This window comes from Paenibacillus lycopersici, assembly GCF_010119935.1.
Lineage (GTDB): Bacteria > Bacillota > Bacilli > Paenibacillales > Paenibacillaceae > Paenibacillus_Z > Paenibacillus_Z lycopersici.
In genome coordinates this window covers 6,334,481-6,357,500 of the sequence record NZ_CP048209.1, presented here as the reverse complement: position 1 = coordinate 6,357,500, position 23,020 = coordinate 6,334,481, and the positions used below count along the sequence as shown (strand labels likewise).

General features: G+C 56.5%; 21 protein-coding genes and 2 rRNA genes. 22 read left to right on the top strand and 1 reads right to left on the bottom strand.

Annotation, left to right across the window (positions count from 1 at the left end):
• From GXP70_RS27910 to pssA, 9 genes are all read left to right on the top strand, one after another.
• A 23S ribosomal RNA gene (locus tag GXP70_RS27910) occupies positions 1-2,927 on the top strand.
• Positions 2,928-3,033: 106 nt separating this feature from the next.
• Positions 3,034-3,150: ribosomal RNA gene (gene rrf, locus GXP70_RS27905) — 5S ribosomal RNA — on the top strand.
• A gap of 430 nt (positions 3,151-3,580) precedes the next feature.
• A complete protein-coding gene (locus GXP70_RS27900) occupies positions 3,581-4,042 on the top strand; it encodes a CtsR family transcriptional regulator (RefSeq protein ID WP_162359893.1) in 462 nt (153 codons plus the stop codon).
• A 35-nt stretch (positions 4,043-4,077) separates the two neighbouring features.
• Positions 4,078-4,617 carry a protein-arginine kinase activator protein McsA gene (locus GXP70_RS27895; protein WP_162359891.1) on the top strand — a complete coding sequence of 180 codons (540 nt, stop codon included), beginning with the start codon at positions 4,078-4,080 and terminating at the stop codon, positions 4,615-4,617.
• Between the two features lie 14 nt (positions 4,618-4,631).
• A complete protein-coding gene (locus GXP70_RS27890; RefSeq protein ID WP_162360716.1) occupies positions 4,632-5,711 on the top strand; it encodes a protein-arginine kinase McsB in 1,080 nt (359 codons plus the stop codon).
• 2 nt (positions 5,712-5,713) lie between these two features.
• Positions 5,714-8,173: an ATP-dependent protease ATP-binding subunit ClpC gene (gene clpC / locus GXP70_RS27885; RefSeq protein ID WP_162359889.1), complete on the top strand. Its 2,460-nt coding sequence runs from the start codon at positions 5,714-5,716 to the stop codon at positions 8,171-8,173.
• 226 nt (positions 8,174-8,399) lie between these two features.
• On the top strand, positions 8,400-9,770 hold the full coding sequence (radA, locus tag GXP70_RS27880) for a DNA repair protein RadA (protein WP_162359887.1): 1,371 nt from the start codon (positions 8,400-8,402) through the stop codon (positions 9,768-9,770).
• 13 nt (positions 9,771-9,783) lie between these two features.
• Entirely contained in the window at positions 9,784-10,860 is a 1,077-nt protein-coding gene (gene disA, locus GXP70_RS27875; protein ID WP_162359885.1) for a DNA integrity scanning diadenylate cyclase DisA, read from the top strand.
• Positions 10,861-11,018: 158 nt separating this feature from the next.
• Positions 11,019-11,771, top strand: a complete 753-nt coding sequence (gene pssA, locus GXP70_RS27870; protein ID WP_162359883.1) for a CDP-diacylglycerol--serine O-phosphatidyltransferase — start codon at positions 11,019-11,021, stop codon at positions 11,769-11,771.
• Positions 11,772-11,900: 129 nt separating this feature from the next.
• Here the strand turns inward: pssA and GXP70_RS27865 are convergent, their stop codons facing one another.
• The gene (locus GXP70_RS27865; protein ID WP_162359882.1) at positions 11,901-12,296 is read right to left on the bottom strand and encodes a nucleoside triphosphate pyrophosphohydrolase family protein; all 396 of its coding nucleotides are present in this window, start codon (positions 12,294-12,296) and stop codon (positions 11,901-11,903) included.
• A 188-nt stretch (positions 12,297-12,484) separates the two neighbouring features.
• On the opposite strand from GXP70_RS27865, the gene GXP70_RS27860 reads away from it, so the two are divergent.
• From GXP70_RS27860 to nusG, 13 genes are all read left to right on the top strand, one after another.
• Complete coding sequence (locus GXP70_RS27860; protein WP_162359881.1) at positions 12,485-13,588, top strand: PIN/TRAM domain-containing protein; 1,104 nt, start codon at positions 12,485-12,487, stop codon at positions 13,586-13,588.
• A gap of 82 nt (positions 13,589-13,670) precedes the next feature.
• The gene (gene ispD / locus GXP70_RS27855) at positions 13,671-14,393 is read left to right on the top strand and encodes a 2-C-methyl-D-erythritol 4-phosphate cytidylyltransferase (RefSeq protein WP_162359879.1); all 723 of its coding nucleotides are present in this window, start codon (positions 13,671-13,673) and stop codon (positions 14,391-14,393) included.
• Positions 14,390-14,875: a 2-C-methyl-D-erythritol 2,4-cyclodiphosphate synthase gene (gene ispF / locus GXP70_RS27850; RefSeq protein ID WP_162359877.1), complete on the top strand. Its 486-nt coding sequence runs from the start codon at positions 14,390-14,392 to the stop codon at positions 14,873-14,875. Before ispD ends, ispF begins: the two co-directional genes overlap by 4 nt.
• 39 nt (positions 14,876-14,914) lie before the next feature.
• A complete protein-coding gene (gltX, locus tag GXP70_RS27845; RefSeq protein WP_162359875.1) occupies positions 14,915-16,372 on the top strand; it encodes a glutamate--tRNA ligase in 1,458 nt (485 codons plus the stop codon).
• A 599-nt stretch (positions 16,373-16,971) separates the two neighbouring features.
• A complete protein-coding gene (cysE, locus tag GXP70_RS27840) occupies positions 16,972-17,652 on the top strand; it encodes a serine O-acetyltransferase (protein WP_162359873.1) in 681 nt (226 codons plus the stop codon).
• Positions 17,649-19,049, top strand: coding sequence for a cysteine--tRNA ligase (cysS, locus tag GXP70_RS27835; protein ID WP_162359872.1), 1,401 nt, complete (start codon positions 17,649-17,651; stop codon positions 19,047-19,049). Before cysE ends, cysS begins: the two co-directional genes overlap by 4 nt.
• Positions 19,046-19,516, top strand: a complete 471-nt coding sequence (locus tag GXP70_RS27830; protein ID WP_162359870.1) for a Mini-ribonuclease 3 — start codon at positions 19,046-19,048, stop codon at positions 19,514-19,516. Before cysS ends, GXP70_RS27830 begins: the two co-directional genes overlap by 4 nt.
• Positions 19,509-20,276, top strand: coding sequence for a 23S rRNA (guanosine(2251)-2'-O)-methyltransferase RlmB (gene rlmB, locus GXP70_RS27825; RefSeq protein ID WP_162359868.1), 768 nt, complete (start codon positions 19,509-19,511; stop codon positions 20,274-20,276). The genes GXP70_RS27830 and rlmB overlap by 8 nt, the downstream gene beginning before the upstream one ends.
• 44 nt (positions 20,277-20,320) lie before the next feature.
• Positions 20,321-20,800, top strand: coding sequence for an NYN domain-containing protein (locus tag GXP70_RS27820; protein WP_263864147.1), 480 nt, complete (start codon positions 20,321-20,323; stop codon positions 20,798-20,800).
• A 290-nt stretch (positions 20,801-21,090) separates the two neighbouring features.
• Positions 21,091-21,741: an RNA polymerase sporulation sigma factor SigH gene (sigH, locus tag GXP70_RS27815; RefSeq protein ID WP_162359864.1), complete on the top strand. Its 651-nt coding sequence runs from the start codon at positions 21,091-21,093 to the stop codon at positions 21,739-21,741.
• Positions 21,742-22,064: 323 nt separating this feature from the next.
• Positions 22,065-22,214: a 50S ribosomal protein L33 gene (gene rpmG / locus GXP70_RS27810; RefSeq protein ID WP_090583192.1), complete on the top strand. Its 150-nt coding sequence runs from the start codon at positions 22,065-22,067 to the stop codon at positions 22,212-22,214.
• Between the two features lie 20 nt (positions 22,215-22,234).
• The gene (secE, locus tag GXP70_RS27805; protein ID WP_161705055.1) at positions 22,235-22,444 is read left to right on the top strand and encodes a preprotein translocase subunit SecE; all 210 of its coding nucleotides are present in this window, start codon (positions 22,235-22,237) and stop codon (positions 22,442-22,444) included.
• 32 nt (positions 22,445-22,476) lie between these two features.
• Positions 22,477-23,010, top strand: a complete 534-nt coding sequence (gene nusG, locus GXP70_RS27800) for a transcription termination/antitermination protein NusG (protein ID WP_162360715.1) — start codon at positions 22,477-22,479, stop codon at positions 23,008-23,010.
• Positions 23,011-23,020 lie beyond the last annotated feature (10 nt).

The following is a 23,020-nucleotide window of genomic DNA, read 5'->3' as shown; positions in this document are numbered from 1 at the left end:
GGTTAAGCTACTAAGAGCGCACGGAGGATGCCTAGGCGCTAGGAGCCGAAGAAGGACGTGGCGAACGACGAAATGCCTCGGGGAGCCGTAAGCAGGCGCTGATCCGGGGATGTCCGAATGGGGAAACCCGGCTGGAGTAATGTCCAGTCACCTGTTACTGAATACATAGGTAACAAGGAGGCATACCAGGGGAACTGAAACATCTAAGTACCCTGAGGAAGAGAAAACAACAGTGATTCCGTCAGTAGCGGCGAGCGAACGCGGATTAGCCCAAACCAAGGAGCTTGCTCCTTGGGGTTGTAGGACGTCTCACATGGAGTTACAAAGGTGTTGGCTAGGCGAAGAGGTCTGGAAAGGCCCGCTACAAAAGGTAAAAGCCCTGTAGCCCAAAGTCAGCACTCTCCGAGACGGATCCTGAGTACCGCGAGACACGTGAAACCTCGTGGGAATCCGGCAGGACCATCTGCCAAGGCTAAATACTCCCTAGCGACCGATAGCGAAGCAGTACCGTGAGGGAAAGGTGAAAAGCACCGCGGAAGCGGAGTGAAACAGAACCTGAAACCGTGCGCTTACAAGAAGTCAGAGCCCAATTTAGGGGTGATGGCGTGCCTTTTGTAGAATGAACCGGCGAGTTACGTTCCCATGCAAGGTTAAGGTGAAGAGCCGGAGCCGCAGCGAAAGCGAGTCTGAATAGGGCGAATGAGTATGTGGACGTAGACCCGAAACCGTGTGATCTACCCCTGTCCAGGGTGAAGGTGCGGTAACACGCACTGGAGGCCCGAACCCACGAATGTTGAAAAATTCGGGGATGAGGTGGGGGTAGCGGAGAAATTCCAATCGAACTCGGAGATAGCTGGTTCTCCCCGAAATAGCTTTAGGGCTAGCCTCGGTGTCAAGAGTCGTGGAGGTAGAGCACTGATTGGGTGCGGGGCCCGCCAAGGGTTACCAAGTCCAGTCAAACTCCGAATGCCATGTACTTATAACCGGGAGTCAGACAGTGAGTGCTAAGATCCATTGTCAAGAGGGAAACAGCCCAGACCATCAGCTAAGGTCCCCAAGTGTGTGTTAAGTGGGAAAGGATGTGGAGTTGCAAAGACAACCAGGATGTTGGCTTAGAAGCAGCCACCATTTAAAGAGTGCGTAATAGCTCACTGGTCGAGTGACTCTGCGCCGAAAATGTAACGGGGCTAAACACACCACCGAAGCTATGGCTTGATGCGTATGCATCAGGGGTAGGGGAGCGTTGAATGTACGTTGAAGTCAGACCGTAAGGACTGGTGGAGCGCATTCAAGTGAGAATGCCGGTATGAGTAACGAAAAGACAAGTGAGAATCTTGTCCGCCGTAAGCCTAAGGGTTCCTGAGGAAGGTTCGTCCGCTCAGGGTAAGTCGGGACCTAAGGCGAGGCCGAAAGGCGTAGTCGAAGGACAACAGGTTGATATTCCTGTACCACCGTAAGCCGTTACGAGCAATGGGGTGACGCAGAAGGATAGTGACGCGGGCTGATGGATGCCCGTCCAAGCAGTGAGGCTGATGCGTAGGCAAATCCGCGCATCGTAAGGCTGGGCTGTGATGGGGAGCGAAAATTGCAGTAGCGAAGGTCATGCGTTCAAGCTGCCAAGAAAAGCCTCTAGCCAGGCGAAGGTGCCCGTACCGCAAACCGACACAGGTAGGCGAGCAGAGTATGCTAAGGCGCTCGGAAGAACTCTCGTTAAGGAACTCGGCAAAATGACCCCGTAACTTCGGGAGAAGGGGTGCCTCGGTAGGGTGAATAGCCCGAGGGGGCCGCAGTGAAAAGGCCCAAGCGACTGTTTAGCAAAAACACAGGTCTGTGCGAAGCCGTAAGGCGAAGTATACGGGCTGACGCCTGCCCGGTGCTGGAAGGTTAAGGGGAGTGGTTAGGGGCAACCCGAAGCTATGAACCGAAGCCCCAGTAAACGGCGGCCGTAACTATAACGGTCCTAAGGTAGCGAAATTCCTTGTCAGGTAAATTCTGACCCGCACGAATGGCGTAACGACTTGGGCGCTGTCTCAACGAGAGATCCGGTGAAATTTTAATACCTGTGAAGATGCAGGTTACCCGCGACAAGACGGAAAGACCCCATGGAGCTTTACTGCAGCTTGATATTGGACTTTGGTACGATCTGTACAGGATAGGTGGGAGCCTAGGAAGCCGGAGCGCCAGCTTCGGTGGAGGCATCGTTGGGATACCACCCTGATCGTATCGGAGTTCTAACCTGGTACCGTGATCCGGTACAGGGACCGTGTCAGGTGGGCAGTTTGACTGGGGCGGTCGCCTCCTAAAATGTAACGGAGGCGCCCAAAGGTTCCCTCAGAATGGTTGGAAATCATTCGTAGCGTGCAAAGGCATAAGGGAGCTTGACTGCGAGACCAACAAGTCGAGCAGGGACGAAAGTCGGGCTTAGTGATCCGGTGGTACCGCATGGAAGGGCCATCGCTCAACGGATAAAAGCTACCCTGGGGATAACAGGCTTATCTCCCCCAAGAGTCCACATCGACGGGGAGGTTTGGCACCTCGATGTCGGCTCATCGCATCCTGGGGCTGAAGTAGGTCCCAAGGGTTGGGCTGTTCGCCCATTAAAGCGGTACGCGAGCTGGGTTCAGAACGTCGTGAGACAGTTCGGTCCCTATCTGTCGTGGGCGTAGGAAATTTGAGAGGAGCTGTCCTTAGTACGAGAGGACCGGGATGGACGCACCGCTGGTGTACCAGTTGTTCCGCCAGGAGCACCGCTGGGTAGCCAAGTGCGGACGGGATAAGCGCTGAAAGCATCTAAGCGTGAAGCCCCCCTCAAGATGAGATTTCCCAGTACGTAAGACCCCTTGAAGACGACGAGGTTGATAGGTTCGAGGTGGAAGCGCAGCAATGCGTGGAGCTGACGAATACTAATCGGTCGAGGGCTTATCCAACATGCATGCTCTTCAGCTAATGAAAGACCTTCGCAAAGGTTCGTATCCAGTTTTCAGGGTGTAAAGCTCTGAGTTACATCGCGCATTCCGACAAGGAAGACGCCCGTTTGGTGGCGATGGCGAAGGGGAACCACGCGTACCCATCCCGAACACGACCGTTAAGCCCTTCAGCGCCGATGGTACTTGGACCGCAGGGTCCTGGGAGAGTAGGACGTTGCCAAGCACGATGAACCGACTGCATGATTGCAGTCGGTTTTTTGTTGTTTATTAATCGTTTGCGTACGTTTAATCATATAGTGATATACACAAGCCGAACGGAATGTTGTGGATTCGCCGCAGACCGCGTATAAATAGGCACGAACCGCCCAAGCTAGTAAGGTATCGGGGGATCAGCAATCGTTTGCCGCAAGCCGCTTGACCTTTTTGGGAAATTGCGTATAATGGAGTTAAGGTCAAAGAAAGTCAAAGTCAAGTTAACTAAAAACTTTGACGATTTCAATTTCTTGAAACGCGAGGTTTATATTGGCTGCAATGTAGTCTTTATGAACAGGCTGGCGTTCTCAGGCAAGAGAGGATTGGCGCCGCTATCATTCGGAGCGTGCCGCTTGCTTTGACCGAAAGAATGGCTTGGGCAATATAGGGAGGTTGGCGAAATGCGCAACATTTCCGATCTCATCGAGCAGTACCTCAAGCATATGCTAAAGGAAAGCCCCGGCGGTGCGGTCGAACTGCAGCGCAATGATTTGGCGGATCGCTTCTCCTGCGTTCCTTCCCAAATCAATTACGTGATCAGTACCCGCTTTACTCTGGAGAAAGGCTACTTCGTGGAGAGCAAACGCGGCGGCGGCGGTTATATCCGCATTCAACGCGTGGAGCTGCCTACGCTGTCCGTCCTTCAGGAACATCTCGTTCAGACGATCGGCGAGCAGGTAGACCAGGATACGGCGGAAGGGGTTATTTATCAGCTGGAGGAAGGGAAGCACATTTCCCGCAGAGAAGCGAATTTGCTTCGGGCGGCGATTTCCCGCGATTCCTTGGCTGTGAAGCTCCCGCTGCGCGACGAAATTCGCGCTCGGCTGCTTCGGGCAATGCTCGTTACGCTGCTCATGAAGTAGGCTGCGCAGCCTTGTAAGAGGAGGGATAGTGCGGAATGCTTTGTCAGGAATGCGAGAAGAAGCCGGCTACGCTTCATTTTACGAAGATCGTGAACGGGGAGAAGACGGAGTTTCATATTTGCGAAGCTTGCGCGCGCGAACGGGGCGAAGGTATCCCGGGAACGGCGAACGGCTTTTCCATTCACAGCTTATTGTCGGGCTTGCTCGATTTCGAGCAGGCAAACGCAATGAACGGTATCGGCGCCAATGCGCAGCAGCAGCTGCGCTGCGACAACTGCGGACTGACGTATACGCAATTCAGTAAGATGGGCCGCTTCGGCTGCAGCAACTGTTACGTACAGTTCGGCAATAAGCTGGATCCCATTCTGAAGAGAGTGCACGGCAATACGACGCATGTCGGTAAAATTCCGAAGCGCGCCGGCGAGCAGATCCAGGCGAGGCGCGAGATCGAAGCGCTGCGGCGGGATTTGCAAACGCGGATCGAGCAGGAGGATTTCGAGGATGCGGCCCAGATCAGGGACCGGATTCGCGAGCTCGAACGCAATAGCGCGGACGCCAAGGAAAGGCATGGTTAGGAAGGTGATTCATGATGTCGAAGCGGCCATACGTTGAAGAAGCGCTGAGCGACTGGATGAAAGGCAGCGGTCCTGAAGCCGACGTGGTGATCAGCAGTCGGATTCGCATCGCCCGCAATTTGACGGGCCATCCGTTTCCGATGCTTGCAACGAACCAGCAGGCGCAAGAAGTGATGGAGAAGCTCACGGCGGTCGCCGAATCGGGGAAGCTGAACGATTACGGTCCGTTCGAGACGATTCAGTTATCGGGCTTAAACGAGCTTGAACGGCGAGTCCTCGTCGAGAAGCATTTGATTAGTCCGAACTTGGCTAATGAGTCGCGCAGCGGGGCTGTCATGCTGAGTGAGAACGAAGCGGTCAGCATCATGGTGAACGAAGAGGATCATTTGCGGATCCAATGCCTGTATCCTGGCTTCCAGATCAAGGAGGCGTGGGGGCTTGCAAGCCGCATTGACGATATTTTTGAAGAAGCGACCGATTATGCGTTCGATGAACGCAGAGGCTATCTGACCAGTTGTCCGACGAATGTCGGCACGGGCATCCGCTCGTCGGTCATGATGCATCTGCCGGGGCTGGTGCTTACCCAGCAAATCAACCGCATACTATCGGCTGTGACGCAAGTCGGGTTGGCGGTGAGGGGCATCTACGGGGAAGGCAGCGAAGCGACCGGCAACCTGTTTCAAATCTCGAATCAAATTACGCTTGGGCAGTCCGAAGGGGAAATCATCGAGAATCTGCATAACGTCGCCCGCCAAATCATCGAGCATGAACGGGCCGCGAGAAACCGGCTTTTGGAAGATTCCAGAGTCCGGCTCGAGGATCGCATTCAGCGTTCTTACGGCATTCTGTCCCATGCCATGATTATGGATTCCAAGGAAGCGGCGCAGCGTCTGTCCGATGTTCGATTGGGGATCGACCTTGGCTTGATTCGGGAAGCAACGCCGCAAATCATGAACGAAATGATGGTATTAACGCAGCCCGGTTTCCTGCAGCAGGTGTTCAATGAGAAAATGTCGCCTGAACTTCGGGATATCCGGCGCGCGGAACTTATACGCAAACAGTTGCACAGTGAATCTGATCATGGGGGTGTGTGAACATGATGTTTGGAAGATTTACCGAACGGGCACAGAAGGTGCTCGCATTGGCGCAGGAAGAAGCCGTACGTCTCGGTCATAATAATATCGGAACGGAGCATATTTTGCTCGGCCTGAACCGGGAAGGGGAAGGCATTGCGGCGAAAGCGCTGATCGGTCTCGGATTGAGCCTGGAGAAGATTCAGGACGAAGTCGAGTCGCTCATCGGCCGCGGCCAGGAACAACCAACGAACATCGCGTACACGCCGCGCGCGAAGAAGGTCATCGAGCTGTCGATGGACGAAGCGCGCAAGCTGGGCCATACGTACGTCGGAACGGAGCATATTTTGCTCGGTCTGATTCGCGAAGGCGAAGGCGTTGCGGCACGCGTACTTAATAATCTCGGCATCAGCCTGAACAAGGCACGCCAGCAAGTACTGCAGCTGCTTGGCAGCAGCGAGGCGGTATCCAGCAATCACGGCGCTCCGGCGAACGTCAGCACGCCGACGCTGGATGGACTTGCGCGCGACCTGACGGCGTATGCCAAAGACGGCAATCTGGATCCGGTTATCGGCCGGAGCAAGGAAATCGAGCGCGTCATTCAAGTGCTCAGCCGCAGAACGAAGAACAATCCGGTTCTGATCGGGGAGCCCGGGGTCGGGAAGACGGCCATTGCCGAAGGTCTTGCCCAGAAGATCATCGCCGGCGAAATTCCGGAGACGCTGCGCGACAAGCGCGTCATGACGCTCGACATGGGCTCCGTCGTCGCCGGAACGAAATACCGCGGCGAATTCGAAGACCGCCTGAAGAAGATCATGGACGAAATTCGCCAAGCCGGCAACATCGTTCTGTTCATCGACGAGCTTCATACGCTGATCGGCGCAGGCGGCGCGGAAGGCGCGATCGATGCCTCGAATATTCTCAAGCCGGCGCTTGCCCGCGGAGAGCTGCAGTGCATCGGCGCCACGACGCTGGACGAATATCGCAAATATATCGAGAAGGACGCCGCGTTGGAGCGCCGCTTCCAGCCGATTACGGTCGACCAGCCGTCGCCGGAAGAAGCGATCCAAATCCTGCATGGCCTTCGCGACCGCTATGAAGCGCATCACCGGGTGAAAATCACCGACGAAGCCATCGAGCAAGCCGTCAAGCTGTCGGACCGTTATATTACGGACCGCTTCCTCCCGGACAAAGCGATCGACCTCATCGACGAGGCGAGCTCCAAAGTAAGATTGAAATCGTACACGGTACCGCCTAATCTCAAACAGCTGGAGAACCGTCTGGAGGACATCCGCAAGGAGAAAGACTCCGCCGTTCAAAGCCAGGAGTTCGAGAAAGCGGCCGCGCTTCGCGACACGGAACAGAAGATCCGCGAAGAGCTGGACGTGACGAAGAACCAATGGAAAGAGAAGCAAGGCCGCACCGATTCCGAGGTGACGCCCGAAGATATCGCGCAGGTCGTCGCAAGCTGGACCGGCATCCCGGTATCCAAGCTGGCCGAGGAAGAAACGCAGCGCCTGCTCAAGATGGAAGACATCCTGCATGACCGCGTTATCGGTCAGAGCGAGGCGGTCAAAGCGGTATCCCGCGCGATCCGCAGAGCGCGCGCAGGCTTGAAGGATCCGAAGCGCCCGATGGGCTCGTTCATCTTCCTCGGTCCGACCGGGGTCGGTAAAACCGAGCTGGCCCGCGCGCTCGCGGAAGCGATGTTCGGGGACGAGAACGCGGTCATCCGCATCGACATGTCGGAATACATGGAGAAGCATTCGACGTCCAGACTCGTCGGCGCGCCTCCGGGGTATGTCGGCTATGAAGAAGGCGGCCAGCTGACGGAGAAGGTCCGCCGCAAGCCTTACTCGGTCGTCCTGCTCGACGAAATCGAGAAGGCGCATCCGGAAGTGTTCAACATCCTGCTTCAAGTGCTCGAAGACGGCCGTCTGACGGACTCCAAGGGCCGCGTCGTCGACTTCCGCAACACGCTGATCATCATGACGTCGAACGTCGGCGCCGATCAAATCAAACGCAACTCCTCGCTTGGCTTCACCGCCGCGCAGGATGCGGGCCGCGACTTCAACATCATGAAAGAGAAAGTGCTCGCCGAGCTGAAGAAGAGCTTCCGTCCGGAGTTCCTGAACCGGATCGACGAGACGATCGTGTTCCACTCGCTGGAGCAGGAGCATATCGCGCAAATCGTCACGCTGATGTCCGACGAGCTTCGCAAACGGCTGCGCGAGCAAGAGGTCGACTTCACGCTTACGGATTCCGCGAAGGCATTCCTGGCCAAAGAAGGCTTCGACCCGCAGTACGGCGCGCGTCCGCTGCGCAGGGCGATCCAGAAGCATATCGAGGATCGTCTCTCCGAGGATTTGCTGATGGGCAAGATCTCCAAAGGCCATACGCTGCTCATCGATGAGAAGGATGGCGAGCTGACGGTCACGCATGTCGACACTGCGCCTGCCGCCGAAGAACCGGCGACCAAATAAGCCGCGTTAATAAACAAGCGTTATAAGCAAGCAAACCTTTCCCTCATCCGCTGCTTTTGCAGCGGATGAGGGTGTTTTTGTGCATGGGAAAGTGAGTCGGCGATGAATTGCGCAACATAGTAAGGAATGCGGACGGCAGCCATTTCTTTGAAGGAATTTAAGGTTTAATCGCAACGATAGAAATGGTAAACTTTGAATGATACGTCTTTTGCATAAGGAGCCGCTCATGGCAAAACTTAAAACCAAGTTCGCATGCACGGAGTGCGGCAACGAATCGCCCAAATGGATGGGAAAATGCCCGGGCTGCGGGCAATGGAATACGATGGTCGAAGAGAAGGAAACGGTCGTCAAAACGCAAGGCATTATGGGATCGCCGCTCATTCAGACGAAAGAAAAGCCGCGACCGATCATACATATAGAAAGTGGTCAGGAGAAGCGGATCGAGACAACCAATAAGGAGCTCAACCGCGTGCTGGGCGGGGGCGTCGTGCCGGGGTCGCTCATTCTGGTCGGCGGGGATCCGGGGATCGGCAAGTCGACGCTGCTGCTGCAAACGTCGCATGCGCTCGCTTCGAAACGGCTGACCGTGCTCTATATTTCCGGCGAAGAATCCGTCCGTCAGACACGGCTGCGCGCCGATCGCCTCGGCGCGTTGTCGGATACGCTGTACGTATTGTGCGAAACGAACATGGAGCAGATCAACGATGCGATCGAATCGGTCAAACCCGATTTTCTCGTCATCGACTCCATTCAGACGGTGTACGATCCGCAGGTGCAATCGGCGCCGGGGAGCGTCTCCCAGGTTCGGGAGTGCACGGCGCACTTCATGCGGGTTGCGAAGATCAAAGGCATCGCGACGGTGCTGGTCGGCCATGTTACCAAAGAAGGCGCCATCGCGGGACCGAGAATGCTGGAACATATGGTGGATTGCGTGCTCTACTTCGAAGGCGAGCGTCATCATACATACCGGCTGCTCCGGGCGGTGAAGAACCGGTTCGGCTCCACGAACGAAATCGGCATTTTCGAAATGGTGGAGGACGGCTTGCGGGAAGTGAACAACCCGTCGGAGCTGTTCTTATCGGAACGGCCGATGGGCGTCTCGGGCTCGACCGTCGTCGCCAGCATGGAAGGCACGCGCCCCGTGCTTGTCGAAATGCAGGCGCTCGTGGCGACGACGAATTTTCCTTCGCCGCGGCGGATGGCGACAGGCATCGACCATAACCGGATGACGCTCATCGTGGCGGTGCTGGAGAAGCGGATGGGCATGTTCCTGCAGACGCAGGACGCCTACCTGAACGTGGCGGGAGGCATCAGGCTCGATGAGCCGGCCGTTGATCTGGCGGCGGCGGTGAGCATCGCATCCAGCTTCAAGGATGCGCCGACAAGACCGTTCGACGTCTTCTTCGGCGAAATCGGATTAACGGGCGAGGTGCGGGCGGTTTCACGCGCGGAGCAACGGGTAAGGGAAGCGCATAAGCTCGGCTTCAAACGCGTCATTATGCCTAAAAAAAGTTTAAAAGGTTGGACCCCGCCCGCGGGGATTGAGATCATCGGCGTCGAGACGGTCGCAGAAGCGCTGTCCGCGGCATTCGCATAAAGGGGGGAAGATGATGAAAGAGACGAACCAGGCAGAAATGATCAATCAGCTTCTCCAGATGGTTGCGCCCGGAATGGCATTCCGCGAAGGGCTTGACAACGTGCTGCGGGCAAAGACGGGGGCGCTCATCGTTGTCGGCTACAGCCCCGAAGTGATGGAGGTCGTCGACGGCGGATTCTCCATCAATTGCGACTTCTCCCCGAACTACTTGTATGAGCTTGCCAAGATGGACGGCGCGATCATACTGAGCGAGGACCGCAAACGGATCTTGTACGCCAATACGCAGCTCATCCCGGACAGCTCCATTTCGTCCAGCGAGACCGGCATCCGTCACCGGACGGCGGAGCGCGTGGCCAAGCAGACGGGCAAGCTGGTCGTATCCATCTCCCAGCGGAGGAATATTATCACGCTGTATCAAGGCCAGTTCCGGTATGCGCTGAAGGAAATGGGCGTTATCCTGACGAAGGCGAACCAGGCGATTCAGACGTTGGAGAAATATAAGGTGGTGCTCGGCCAATCCTTCACGAACCTGTCGGCGCTGGAGTTCGAGGAGATGGTCACGCTGCAGGAAGTGGCGCATGTCATCAAGCGCGTGGAGATGGTCATCCGCGTTAAGATGGAAATCAAACGCTATGTCAACGAGCTTGGGACGGAAGGCCGTCTGATCAGCATGCAGATGGATGAGCTGGTCGGCGGGGTAGAAGAGGAGGCCTGGTTCCTGCTCAAGGATTACGCGAAGGAACCGACCGAGGAGCGCGTCCGCGAAATCCGCGCGAATATCCGCAAATTGACGTCCGAAGAGCTGCTCGATTTGCCGCAGATCATTAAGCTGCTGGGCTACAGCGGGTTAAGCGCCGCTTCCGAAGAGATGGTCGCTCCGCGCGGCTATCGCCTGCTAAGCCGTATTCCGCGCCTGCCGGCCGGCATCATCAATAATCTGGTCGAACGGTTCGGCACGCTGCCGCATGTCCTGATGGCCACGATCGAGGAGCTGGACGCGGTAGACGGTATCGGCGAGGTTCGCGCCCGTACGATCAAGGAAGGGCTGAAACGGATTCAAGAGCAGATGTTCATTGACAGACAAATTTAAATCCCATACAATGAGGGAATGCAGACGGGAGCTGGGCACAACTTACAATTTCACACCTTGCCGAACAAGGAGCTTCTTCAAGAAGTATTGTTCTCAAGTTTGCCCACCAATACTGCGGTTCGCGGTTTTGGGGCATAGTAAAGATGAGGTGGAGCCAAATGATCACGAAGTCGATACCGAGTCTTTTTACGGTGGCGAATTTGTTTTTAGGCATAATTGCCGTTATTCTTATTTTCCCTGACAACGCCAGACCTGAGTTGGCTGCGATGATGGTCATTATCGCAATGCTGATGGATGGCGTGGACGGTCGGGTAGCGCGCGCGCTTAACGCGCAGAGCGAGTTTGGCAAAGAATTGGATTCCCTGTCGGACGTCATCTCCTTCGGCGTGGCGCCGGCCTTCATTATGTACAGCGTTGCGTTCCAAGAGCTGAACCCGGCGCCGGCATGGATTATCACGGCACTGTTCCCGATTTGCGGCGCGCTTCGCTTGGCGCGATTCAACGTTATCTCCAGCATGCCGGGCTATTTCATCGGCCTTCCGATTCCGGCAGCGGGCGGCGTCCTTGCAACGCTTGCGTTGTTCCACAAAGATATCGCCGTTTCCGTGCTCATGGCGAGCACGCTCGTGCTCTCGTTCCTGATGGTCAGCACGATTCGTTACCCCAACTTCAAGAAGCTCGGCATTCCGAAGAACGCGATATGGGTCGTGCCCATTATCGTTGTCGTCTCGGTCGCGCTCGGGATCCTATTCCCGCATCAACTGTCCAAAATCATTTTCGTGCCGCTTGTGCTTTACGCGCTGTACGGCCTAAAAAAAAACGTTGATCGGCGCATCCCAAGCAAGAAACGGAAACGCCGGCTGGAACAACAGCTTCAGGAAGAAGCTGCGCATAACGAGCATAGCGCGTAACCGCGCGGACCTAATAAAGACCGCTTAGCGGCTCCTGCGAAGGAGCACGGTAAGCGGTCTTTGTTTCGTTGCGCAATGCAGGCGACAAGCCGCGGCGGTTGACGATGGTTAAGTTGGGTTAAAGGTTAATTAGGTTAAGTTAAACAGTCCAAGCGTGCTGCACTTGTCGGACTCCCGCTTAATGACGTCCTCCAGCTGGATATCGAGCAGATTGGCCATGGCGGACATGTAGAAGAGATTGCGGCCGAGTTCGTTCTGGATCGCTTCTTTGCAGTGCTCGCATAGCTCGCCGGTGATGTGATGATGCAGCTTCCGCTTCGCCTTCTCGAGATTGAAGTCGTCCTCGTATTGCTGCTTACGGGCATTCAATTCGATGCAGCCGCACTCGGTGACGGATTTCGCCACGGCACGATTGACGGAAGCGCCGGATTGGCCGTATTTGGACAGAACGTCCAGCAAGCTGCGATGACGCAGCAGCAATTCGGAAACCTGCTGCTGGAACTGCTCCAACGTTGGTGCGTTCATCGGTTCCACCTCATTTCAGGAATGGATTGCTTTACTTTTATTATAAGCCTCTCCGCCGATCATTTCAAAACGGATTTGCGGCTTTTGTACCGCTCGCGCCCTAAGTTAATAATTTCTAATGCAATCCCGGCCCCCATACGATTAACCCGATCACAATTGGAACATAATTGTAATGGAGGTGGATTTATATGATGAAACGAATGATTCAGGGCATCGGTGTATTGTTCGGCGGCGTTATTGGGGTACAACTATTCGGCTCCGTAAACAGCGGCTTAAGCTTTATGGCATCGTCTTCGGCGAACGGTTTTATGCAGCAATCCGGGAGTTATTACATGAGTATGGTCATTGGGGCGATCTGCGGCTTCGCGTTCGCCACCGTGCTCGCGGGACCTTTGGAGAAACGAATGCGCCAGGGCGCGGAACGGGCGTCCTCCCTGCCTACGGGAGAATTGCTTGCCGGGGGTGCGGGGCTGCTCGGCGGCCTTGCGCTTGCGGCGCTGCTGTATCCGGCGCTGTCCGGCCTGGAAGGCGCGTGGATGCTGATTCCGGTCGCGCTCACCGTCTTTCTTGGCTACGCCGGCATGCAGGTCGGCTTGAGCAAGCGGGCCGAGATCGGCGAGCGGTTAACGGCGTTCATGACGGAGCGCAGCGCGAAGCCGGTGCGGCAGGATGAGGAAAGCACCTACGAGGAACATAAGATTCTCGATACAAGCGTCATTATCGATGGACGGATCGCGGATATTTGCAAGACCGGTTTTATCGAAGGCACGCTCGTCATTCCGGAATTCGTGCTGGAGGAGCTGCAGCATATCGCGGACTCGTCCGATTTGCTCAAGCGCAACCGCGGCCGCCGGGGGCTGGACATTCTGAATAAAATTCAGAAGGAGCTCGACGTCAAAGTGTTGATCTATGAAGGCGACATGGAAGACGGCGAGGTGGACAGCAAGCTGGTGAAGCTGGCGAAGGCGCTGCACGGGAAAGTGGTCACGAACGACTTCAATCTCAACAAGGTGTGCGAGCTGCAGGGCGTGTCGGTGTTGAACATCAACGATCTCGCCAATGCCGTCAAGCCTGTCGTGCTGCCGGGCGAGGAAATCGTCGTGCAGGTCATTAAGGACGGCAAGGAACACGGACAAGGCGTCGCTTATCTGGACGACGGCACGATGATCGTTGTCGAGGGCGGCCGCGACTATATCGGAACGACGATGGAAGTGCTGGTCACGAGCGTGCTGCAGACGTCCGCGGGACGAATGATTTTCGCCAAGCCGAAGCTGTTGGAAAAAGCGCAGTAACAAGGTATGATAGTGAACGGAGGCTAATCCTGCGCCTTGGCGCGCAAGGAAAGTCGAAGTTTACGGCGGGGCGGTTGAAGGCATGGCAATTGCGGATGCAAAATGGGGCGTCGTCGTCGTGGCGGCGGGCCGCGGTACGCGGATGGGAACGGCGGAGAGCAAGCAGTATTTGATGCTGCGGGACAAGCCGATTCTCGTACATACCCTGGAAACGTTTGATTCCATGGACGAGATCGCGGATATCTGTCTGGTCGTCGGGCAGCAGGACGTCGAGCGCTGCAAGGCGTTCGTCTCGGACTATGGTCTTCATAAAGTAGCATCGGTCACGGCGGGCGGGAGCGAGCGGCAGCATTCCGTACAGCTCGGGCTGAGCGCCCTGCGCGGCGGCGTCGACTGGGTGATGGTGCACGACGGCGTAAGGCCGTTCGTGACGCCCAAGGCCGTGCGCGCCTGCATGACGACGGCGATGGCGACCGGCGCAGCGGTGCTGGCCGTACCTGTCAAGGATACAATCAAGCAAGTGAACGATAGCGGCGTCATTACGGCGACACCCGAACGGCGAAGCTTGTGGGCGATTCAAACGCCGCAGGCTTTTCGCCGTTCTTTGCTGGAACGAGGGCTGGCGCAAGCCGCGGCGGACCGCTTCGTCGGCACCGACGACGCGATGGCGGTCGAACGGCTTGGCGTACCGGTATCGGTCGCCGAAGGGGATTATACGAATATCAAAATAACGACGCCTGACGATTTGCCGTATGCGGAGTTTCTGCTGGCGAATCGGGAGCGGGAGAGAGGGACGGACGAATGATTCGAGTGGGACAAGGGTTTGACGTGCATCAGCTGGCGGAGGGGCGCCCGTGCATCATCGGCGGCGTGACGATTCCGTACGAGAAGGGGCTGCTCGGCCACTCCGACGCGGACGTGCTGCTGCATGCGGTCAGCGACGCGGTGCTGGGCGCGCTGGGCCTTGGGGATATCGGCAAGCATTTTCCGGACACGGATCCGGCGTTCAAGGATGCGGACAGCCTGAAGCTGCTGCAGCATATATGGGGACTCGTCAAGGAGCGGGGCTACAAGCTGGGCAACGTCGACGCGACGATCATTGCGCAGCGCCCCAAGATGGCGCCGTACATTCTGCAGATGGCCGACGTGATCGCAGGCGCGCTCGAGGCGGAAGAGAGCTCCCAAGTGAACGTGAAAGCGACGACGACGGAGCAGCTCGGCTTCGCCGGGCGGGGCGAAGGGATAGCGGCGCAAGCGGTTGTCTGCCTCGTGAAGGTTATGCTATGATTCTCCAATACACTTGATGACGGAAGGAGTCGACTTGTCATGTCCGATACCATCAGAGTGCGTTATGCGCCGTCGCCGACGGGGCATCTGCACATCGGGAATGCCAGAACGGCCTTATTCAATTATTTGTTCGCCCGCAGCCTAGGCGGGAAATTCATCATTCGGATCGAGGATACCGACGTCAAACGGAACGTCGCGGGCGGCGAGGAAAGCCAGCTGACGTATTTGAAATGGCTGGGCATTACGTGGGACGAGAGCGTCGATATCGGGGGCGGCTACGGCCCGTACCGTCAGACGGAGCGGCTCGACATTTATCGCGGGTATTGGCAGGATCTGATCGATCGCGGACTCGCATACAAATGCTACTGCACGGAAGAAGAGCTGGAACAGGAGCGGGAAGAACAGACGGCGCGCGGCGAAATGCCCCGCTATTCCGGCAAGCACCGCAGCCTGACGGCGGAGGAGCAAGCGGCGTTCGAAGCGGAAGGCCGCATTCCGAGCGTGCGGTTCCGCGTGCCGGACAACAAGACTTATGCGTTCAACGACATGGTCAAGGGCCAAATCAGCTTCGAGTCGGAGGGCATCGGCGACTTCGTCATCGTGAAGAAGGACGGCATTCCGACCTATAACTTCGCGGTAGCGCTCGACGACCATCTGATGGCGATCAGCCACGTGCTCCGCGGCGAGGATCATATCTCCAACACGCCGCGCCAGCTGATGATTTACGAAGCGTTCGGCTGGGAGCCGCCGATCTTCGCCCATATGACGCTGATCGTCAACGAAAGCCGCAAGAAGCTGAGCAAGCGCGACGAATCCATTATTCAGTTCATCGAGCAGTACGACAAGCTAGGCTACTTACCCGAAGCGATGTTCAATTTCATCGCGCTGCTCGGCTGGTCGCCTGAGGGCGAGCAGGAAATCTTCTCGCGCGAAGAGCTGATCGCGGCGTTCAACGCGAACCGCCTGAGCAAGAGCCCGGCCGTGTTCGATACGAACAAGCTGGCATGGATGAACAACGAATATATGAAGAAAACCGAACTGTCCCGCGTCGTGAACCTGTGCATTCCGCATCTGACGGCGGCAGGCCGCATAAGCGAGGAGCTGTCCGGGGAACAGGCGGCCTGGGTCAAGGATCTCGTGGCGCTGTACCAGGATAAGCTGCGCTCCGCCTCGGAAATCGTACCGCTGACGGAATTGTTCTTCCTGCCGGAGCCGGCGGACGAAGAAGACGCGGTCGCGGTTCTTGCCGAGGAGCAGGTGCCGACGGTGCTGGCGGCGTTCCTGGAGCAGGTTGACGCGATGGACGGACTGACGGTAGACGGCATCAAAGCCGCGATCAAATCGGTGCAGCAGTCGACGGGCTTCAAAGGCAAGCAGCTATTCATGCCGATCCGCGCCGCGCTGACGGGGCAGACGCACGGGCCCGACCTGAACGCGACGATCGTCCTGCTCGGCCGGGCGAAGGTGCAGGCGCGCTTGCAGGGCCGCTTGGGCTAGCGGAGCCGGGCTCGACAGAATCGGCTCCTTGCCGGCCGATTCCGGTTGCATGGCTTATGCATAAGCTATGCATGGCCGGCGTATGGACCGCGCCCGATCACCTATAACCGGGCGGAAGGCCACTTGTCAGTTCTAGGGCTGTGGGCTATACTTGATGTAATACGCATTTGACGTTCGTATGACTTTCGAATGAGTTGATATGAATAAGGCATGGAACAGGATCGTTTATTTCGAGCGGGAATTACAGAGATGGCGACCTTTCGAAGCGGAGCCGGGCAGTGCGGGGCTTGCATTCGATTGGCTGGAAGTCGCCGATTTCCGGAGATAGACATTGCGCCTGGGAGCCGCTTCTCCGAACTGCCGCGCGCAGGGTGGGAGATGACGACCGCGTCCTCGTTACGGACGTTAAGATCGCATGCGCCTGCCAGTCAAGCGCTGCGAAGCAGAGTGGAACCGCGTTAATACGCCTCTGCAGCCCGGTACGGGCTGCGGGGGCTTTTTTAGTTTAGCATTGTCATTCCGGGGTACCGGAAGCTTGCCGCGCCGCTCGCAGACGGGGCGAGCCGATCATCATTGGTTGGCAGAGAGGGGGCTTGACTATGCTGCGCGCGATGAAGTCCGACATTCAGGCCGTTCTCGAGAATGATCCCGCCGCACGAAATACGTTTGAAGTCGTTTTTACGTACTCGGGTCTGCATGCGATTTGGGCTCACCGGATTGCGCACGCCCTGTTCAAGCGCAAATGGTTCACGCTCGCTCGCATCATCTCGCAGACGAGCCGGTTCTTCACCGGCATCGAGATTCATCCGGGCGCGCGGATCGGGGAACGGCTGTTCATCGACCACGGCATGGGCGTCGTAATCGGCGAAACCTGCGAAATCGGCGATAACGTCGTCATCTATCAAGGCGTCACGCTGGGCGGCACGGGCAAAGAGAAGGGCAAACGGCATCCGACGATCGGCAATAACGTGGTGATCTCGTCCGGCGCCAAAGTTCTAGGCTCCTTCAAGGTTGGAGACAATGTGAATATCGGCGCGAATGCCGTTGTGCTGCGCGAGGTGCCGGAGAGCAGCACGGTCGTCGGCATCCCGGGACGGATCGTCAAGCGCAACGGCGCCCGCGTCAATGACCGGCTTAATCATGCGCAGCTCCCCGATCCCGTCATCGAGATGCTCCGCGCGATGCAGAAGGAAGTGGCCGACCTGCGGGCGGAGCTGGAGCGGGAGAAGACCAAGGAAAGATATAAACAGCCAGTAGCTGGAGGAGAAACAAGACCATGACATTGCGAATCTATAACACGCTGTCGCGCGAGAAGGAAGTTTTCCAGCCCCTTGAACCGGGCAAAGTAAACATGTATGTCTGCGGACCGACCGTGTACGACTACATTCATATCGGGAATGCGCGTCCTGCGATTTTCTTCGACGTCGTGCGCCGGTATTTGGAATCGATCGGCTATGACGTGCGTTACGTGGTCAATTTCACCGATGTCGACGATAAGCTGATCCGCAAGGCGGAGCAGCTCGGCACGACGGTGCCGGAAGTGGCCGAACGGTTCATTGCCGCGTTCAAGGAGAACATCGCGGGACTCGGCATTCACCATGCCTCCGTGAATCCGCGCGTGACGGAGAATATTCCGGAAATCATCGCCTTGATCGAGGAACTCGTTGAATCCGGCCATGCTTACGAGAACGGCGGAGACGTCTTCTACAGAACGAACACGTTCCCGGATTACGGGAAGCTCTCGCACCAGAACATGGAGGAGCTGCAGCTCGGCATCCGGATCGGGGTCGATGAGCGGAAGGAGAACGGCCAGGACTTCGTGCTGTGGAAAGCGGCGAAGCCGGGCGAGATCAAATGGGATAGCCCGTGGGGAGCGGGTCGTCCGGGCTGGCATATCGAATGCTCGGCGATGGCGCGCAAATACTTGGGCGATACGCTGGACATCCACGGCGGCGGCCATGACCTGCAGTTCCCGCATCACGAGTGCGAGATCGCGCAGTCGGAGGCGGTGACGGGCAAGCCGCTCGCCAACTACTGGATGCATAACGGATTCATCAATATCAACAACGAGAAGATGTCCAAGTCGCTCGGCAACGGGATTACGGTGCAGGAATTGCTGAGCCGTTACAAGCCGGAGGTTATTCGGTACTTCATGCTGTCCGGCCATTACCGCAGTCCGCTGAACTTCAACGATGAAACGATCGAACAAGCGGAGAACAGCGTCGAACGGATCGCGAATTCGGTGGCGAACATCAAGCACCGGCTGTCCGCGGCGGTCAGCGCGCCGGGCGAGGAATTGGCGCCGCTGCAAGCGCGGATCGACGAGATCCAGGCGCAGTTCAACGCCAAAATGGACGATGATTTCAATACGCCGGATGCGATCACGGCCGTATTCGAACTGGTCAGCGAGGCGAACCTGCACCTGCAGCGTCCGGTCGTTTCGCCGGAGGCGCTGCAGCTGCTGCTCGCGGCGTTCGAATCGTTCGACCGCGTGCTCGGCTTGCTCGCGGCGGGCGAGGAGCTGCTCGATGCGGACATCGACGCGCTGATCGCCGAGCGTACCGAAGCCCGCGCAAGCAAGAACTGGAAGCGGGCCGACGAGATCCGCGATCTGCTTGCCGCGCAGGGCATCGTGCTGGAAGATACGCCGCAAGGCATCCGATGGAAACGCAAATGACGAACGTGCATGCGGAAGGACTCCATCTTTGGTTTCACGAGCCGACGAAGCCCGTCAACTTGATGAATCCGATCGTGCTCGCCTACATCGGGGATGCCGTGTACGAGGTGCTCGTGCGGCAGTATCTCATTTCGCTGCCCAACCACAAGCCGCATCATCTGCACAGGCAGGCGACCCGGTTCGTGTCGGCCAACGCGCAGTATCTCATCTTGGAGAAATGGCGGCCGTACTTGTCGGAAGCGGAGGCGGACATCGTGCGGCGGGGCCGCAACGCGAAATCAGGCACGATGCCGAAGAACGCGGATCCCGCGCATTACAAACAAGCGACGGCGCTGGAATGCCTCGTCGGTTACTTATATTACACCAAGCGGATCGACCGTCTGCGGGAGCTGATGGCGATCGCTTTCGGCGAAACGGATGAAACGCCGGCGGAAGCCGGATCGATGAAGGAGAATCATGATGAGTGAGCGCGTGCAAGAAGATGAATCGCAAGAGTGGATAGCGGGCAAGCATCCCGTGATGGAGGCGCTGCGCTCCGGACGGGAAATCAATAAAATCTGGGTAGCGGAGCAAGCGCAGAAGAGCGCCCAGTCCATCATGCTGGAAGCGAAGAAAGCGGGACTTATCGTACAGATCGTCGATAAGCGCAAGCTGGATCAGATGGTGGAGGGGATGGCCCACCAAGGCGTCGTCGCGCAAGCTGCGGCATACCGGTACTTCGAGGTGGAGGAGCTGCTCGGCCGGGCGAAAGAAAGCGGCGAACTGCCGTTCTTCCTGCTGCTGGACGAAATCGAGGATCCCCACAACCTGGGCTCGATTCTCCGTACGGCGGAATGCACCGGCGTGCACGGCGTCATTATACCGAAGCGCCGCTCGGCTTCCTTGACGGCGACGGTGACGAAGACGTCCGCGGGCGCGGTCGAGTACGTTCCCGTGGCGCGGATTACGAATATGGCGCAAACGATCGATAAGCTGAAGGATGCGGGCGTGTGGGTAGCGGGCGCGGATGTCGGCGCGGAGCGGGACTTGTTCGCCTCCGGGATGAAATTCGACATGCCTCTCGCCATCGTCATCGGCAACGAGGCGAAAGGAATCGGCAGGCTGATCCGCGAGAAATGCGATTTTCTGATCAAGCTTCCGATGCACGGCCAATTGAATTCCTTGAACGCATCCGTCGCTGCCGGCGTGCTGATGTATGAAGTGCTGCGCCAGCGCCTCGGCAAGTAGCCGTGCGCCGGCGCGACGATGTCCTGCTCGTAGACGGCTACAACATGATCGGCGCGTGGCCGGAATTGGCGTCTCTCCGGGATAAAGGATTGGAGGACGCCCGCGACCGGCTGCTGGAGATGCTGGCGGATTATCAGGGATTTACCGGGATGACGGTCGTCGTCGTATTCGATGCGCATCAGGTGCCCGGAGTCGGGTCTACCTTCAAGCAGCACCGGTTGACGGTCGTCTATACCAAAGAGAAGGAGACCGCGGATGCCTGCATCGAGCGTCTGGCTTCGGAGCTGGCGATGCGCAGCCGCAACATTCACGTCGCCACGTCCGATCTGGTGGAACAGCATGTTGCGTTCGGCAAAGGGGCGCTCCGCATATCCGCGCGGGAACTGCTCATCGAGATCAAGCAGAACCGCAAAGCGATCGAGCAGCAGGTCGATCAGAAAGGCAAAAGCCGCAATGAACTGGACGGGAATCTGAGCATGGATATCCGAATGAAACTGGAAAATTGGCGCAGGGGCAAGAGCTAGTCGATGTCATCTTTATGTAAACTTTAAGTTAAAATAATTGACGCGTGAAACCGCTTTAGCGGAGCGAAATCCCATTTCTGCTAGATAATAAGCGTTGTTTCGGGGCGATATTCATTGACGTTTAAAGGTTACGTACTGTATACTGAGTCTATGTTTTTCTGAACGGTGATTGCTGCTAGAATGCCGATTCTAGCTTACACGATCTATTTGGTATGCATTGCGGGCCGGTATAAAAGTAGTAGCTGCTGAAGTTAGGGGCATTTATGCCTTTCGAGCCGGAGGGATTGTTCGTGAGCATCGACCTCAGAGAATGGAAAACGCTGGACTTTGACTGCAAAACGGACGAAGACGTTGTCGAGCTGGTTCGCGAAGGCGACGGCGAAGCGTTGGAGTATCTGATCAATCGATATAAAAACTTCGTCCGGGCTAAAGCGCGTTCCTATTTTCTAATCGGGGCCGACCGCGAAGATATTGTCCAAGAGGGCATGATCGGACTCTACAAAGCGATTCGCGACTTCAGGGGCGAGAAACTGGCTTCGTTCAAGGCTTTCGCCGAGCTGTGCATTACGCGGCAGATCATTACGGCGATCAAGACGGCGACGCGCCAGAAGCATATCCCGCTGAATTCTTACGTTTCGCTGGACAAGCCCATCTACGACGAAGACTCCGACCGGACGCTGCTGGACGTTATTTGCGGAACGCGGGTGTCGGATCCGGAAGAATTGATCATCAACCAGGAAGAGTTTATCGGCCTTGAAGACAAGATGTCCGAAATTCTGAGCGATCTGGAGCGCAAGGTGCTGATGCTCTATCTGGATGGCAAATCCTATCAGGAAATCGCGGTCGATCTCGACCGGCACGTGAAGTCGATCGACAATGCGCTGCAGCGCGTGAAGCGGAAGCTCGAGCGTTACCTGGAGGTTCGTGACATCGGAATTTAACCTTGTCTAATTCGGAGCCGTTACGGCTCTTTTTTATTGGGAAGGGTTTGCGGCGTTTGAAACGTCTTGTCGGTGACGATACTGGATACTGACGAAGAGGGAATTTTTCGCCTGCTTTGCGCTGTAGTGCCTCGGACCAAGACGAATAATCGCCAAGCTGATAGTGAGGTGCTGCGGCACGGTTTTCCATTGACACTCCCTATTGCTTGTGATAAAGTGTTTTGGTAGCCCTAAATAGGTCTTTTTTTATTATGGGTCAATCAGGCTAGTTTCACATACAGTGCTTCAAACTTTATCTACGCTTAGTTTGGGAGGTGTCAACAATGCGGGTAATTATTACGTTGGCTTGCACAAACTGCAAACAAAGAAACTATGCTTCCAGCAAGAACAAACGGAATCACCCTGACCGTATTGAGATGAAGAAGTTTTGCAAGTATTGCAACGAGCATACTCCTCATCGCGAAACAAGATAGGTCATTTTGGAGGTGTGAACGTGGCATTTTTAGCTAAACTGAAGCAAAGCTTCGGGTCGACGTTTTCCTTCTTCACCGACAGCTTCGCGGAATTGAAGAAAGTCCGCTGGCCAAGCCGGAAAGAATTGACTAGCTACTCGCTCGTCGTGTTTTTCACGATTATAGCTATGACGATTTACTTCTGGGTGCTTGACATCGGGATTTCCGCATTGGTCGAACTGATTGTTTAAGAAGGGGCCAAGGGTGGCTTGTTATGGAAATGATGGAGAAAAGATGGTATGTTGTTCACACCTACTCGGGTTATGAGAACAAAGTGAAGACAAACCTTGAGAAGCGTGTTGAATCGATGGGCATGGAGGATAAGATTTTCCGCGTGCTCGTTCCGATGGAAGAAGAAGTGGTGGACAAGGACGGCAAGAAGAAAACCGTCATGCGTAAAGTTTACCCCGGTTACGTCCTCGTGGAAATGATTCAAACCGACGATTCTTGGTATGTCGTTCGCAACACTCCAGGCGTCACCGGATTTGTCGGTTCGACGGGCTCTGGTTCAAAACCAACTCCGCTTTTGCCTGATGAAGTGGACCAAATTTTGAAACATATGGGCATGGAAGAACCGAAACCGAAGATCGAATTCGATCTGAAGGAAACGGTACGCGTTAAGGTCGGGCCATTCGCGAACTTTGTCGGTACGGTGGAAGAGATTCTGCTCGACAAAAGCAAGCTGAAGGTTCATGTCAACATGTTCGGGAGAGAGACTCCGGTCGAGCTCGATTACGGCCAAGTGGAGAAGGTCTAATAGGCCTGGC